Consider the following 2,484-nt stretch of genomic DNA (forward strand, 5'->3'; position numbering starts at 1 on the left):
TGTAACCGTCAAGTAAAATTGAACACTTTTTGCTCATTAATTTTGAACATTTTCCGATTAAAATATAGACTTCCTATATTTAATTCGGTGGCTTTCACCATTTAGGTGAATAACTTCCGACCGATGTAAAAGACGATCTAGGATAGCTGTGGTGATTCCCTGATCACCAAGCAACTCTCCCCAATCCTCAGGACCTTTGTTGGAGGTCAATATGATAGAACTTCGTTCATACAAATGATTAATTAGATGGAAAAACAAATTAGCTTCGTGCTGGTCCATCGCCATGTACATTAAGTCGTCAATAATAACCAAATCTGCTTTGCGAATACGATTTAATTGTATCTGGGCTTTTCTCAAATACTCTTCCGTTTTTAAGAGAGGAATTAATTCACCCATTGAAATAAATGATACACGTTGTCCATTTTGTATAGCTTCTAGGCCGAGACCAATCGCCAAATGAGTCTTACCTACTCCCGGTGGTCCGAGAAATATTAGGTTAAAAGACTGCTCAAGCCAGGAAAGCTCTTTAAGTTGTTTTAACTGTCTGGAACTCAGTGAACGCTGTTCCTGAAGATCAAATTCGTTTAAGCTTTTTTGGTAGGGAAAACGAGCCCATTTTAAATGCTTTTCAATCATTTTCTGTTCTCTACAACTTTCTTCATAGCTTAATAATTCATGAAGAAACTCTTGATATGTCCAAGAATGGGATTCTGCTTTCCGAAGGAAATCTGGTAATTCCTTTGCTGTCTCTGACATACGAAACAGCTTAAATTGCCTTTGGAGGCTTTCTACTGAATAACTCATCTTAAACACCTCCTAATATTTTGAGATATCCATCAAGCTCTCTTAATGTTGCTTTTTCATAATAATTTGAGTTTGAAAATGTCTTTTCTAAAGCTGGAATCTCAGTTTTTTCAGGGTCTCTGTTGTTTTCATTTTTCTCTAAGTGTTTTGCTACATCTTGTAAATCATTTGCACTCCAAAGATTTTCTTTTATGCAAACCTCTAAAGCCTGATTGCTGAAAGAGGAATAATTTTTTGACACCCTTTGAATGATTTGTAATTGATCTCGTATATATCTTGGATAACGTTTTTGAACTTCTTCCAGGAATAGCTGAATTTCTGCTGTATTATTAAACGATTTCTTTACTGTCTCCATGTAGGATTTAATTCCTTTGGAGCGATCACGAGAATGATTTCTGTTTTTAATTAGCTGACCTTTCCCATGGGATAAAGGATGCACAGCTAGTGTTTTACCTTGTGGCGAGGTTTCAATAATTAACTGGTCCTTTTCTATACGTAAATAAACAGTATTGTTCCCGTTTGGTTTATAAGTGCCTAATGGAACAGAATAGCGATTAGAACGATATTTAATAATATTGTCCTTATGGACTATTCTTGTTATACTTGGTGCAAGGTTACTCTCGAAAGAGAGTATGGTGGAGACTTCTCGTAAGTGTGGCTTTTCCACGGCAAACACTTCGACAGGTCTCTTTTTTATTGTATTATGTACTTGAAAGTTCCCTTTTCGTTTCAACCACGCTAGACATTGTTCATTCCATGTATCTATTTGATGAAACAATCGATTTTTCGCAAAGTTTCTTTTGATAAACTTTACCACGTTCTCAACTTTTCCTTTTGATTCTGGATCAGCTGCTCTGCATAAATAAATTCGGAATCCTCTTTGCTGCTTATAAGCCTGGAACTCTTTTGTATATATAATATCCCCTCCATTTTCGCTGACGCTTATTAATTTATCCTGATCATACACTATCTCATCTGTTCTGCCACCATAATATTGAAACGCATTTTCATGACAGCGTAAAACATCACGTGTATTAAATGGTCGATCTTGCCATTCGGCGTATTTATAACGCGAATGAGAGAGTACGAATGCAATAACGTATATTTTTATTTTTCCTCCTTGTGTTGTTCCAACTGTTATTTCCCCAAAATCAACCTGCATTTGTTTACCTTTAGGTAATTCCTCTACTGCTTCATAGGTTCTAGAATGAGTTGTTTTCGGAATATGATATTGTTCTCGTAGTTCTTTTACATATGTACGGACAGTACTATCTCCAACATCATTAAAAGAACAACGTTCTTCAAGCCAATCTGAAATTTGTGATGCAGAGAGATCTGGATGCTCTTTTAGCCATCCCAGAATAGTATCTCGATAAGGATCAAGCTTTCTCTTTCTTGTTTTTAAGTCATTCACCCAGTTAACAGCCTCCTCAAATTCCATTTCTAGATATGCATATACCGTGTTTCTAGATAGTTCACATTTCCTTGATATTGCTGAAATACTAAATCCTTCTTTTCTTAATTGATGAACCTGTACATGTTTCTCCAATTTCAACACCTTCTCATCCTCCGCATCAGTTAACTTTTATTTTATTAGTTTAACTGATTAGGAGGCTATTTTAATAGAAAAGTGTTCAATTCTATCAAGCAGAAACTGTTGATTCTATTCTAGCAGTTACA

The 2,484-nt window shown here is 35.6% G+C and carries 2 protein-coding genes; both read right to left on the reverse strand.

The annotated features are described in order from the left end of the window. Window positions 1-57 precede the first annotated feature (57 nt). Window positions 58-804 carry an IS21-like element helper ATPase IstB gene (gene istB, locus HNQ35_RS13890; RefSeq protein WP_146938862.1) on the reverse strand — a complete coding sequence of 249 codons (747 nt, stop codon included), beginning with the start codon at window positions 802-804 and terminating at the stop codon, window positions 58-60. A 1-nt stretch (window position 805) separates the two neighbouring features. Next, the gene (istA, locus tag HNQ35_RS13895) at window positions 806-2,362 is read right to left on the reverse strand and encodes an IS21 family transposase (protein WP_146938863.1); all 1,557 of its coding nucleotides are present in this window, start codon (window positions 2,360-2,362) and stop codon (window positions 806-808) included. Window positions 2,363-2,484 lie beyond the last annotated feature (122 nt).

This window comes from Cerasibacillus quisquiliarum (genome assembly GCF_014202495.1).
Classification (GTDB): Bacteria; Bacillota; Bacilli; order Bacillales; family Amphibacillaceae; genus Cerasibacillus; species Cerasibacillus quisquiliarum.

Excerpts from the sequence above, each read along its gene's own strand:
- istB (WP_146938862.1), bottom strand. The coding sequence starts at position 804 with ATGAGTTATTCAGTAGAAAGCCTCCAAAGGCAATTTAAGCTGTTTCGT.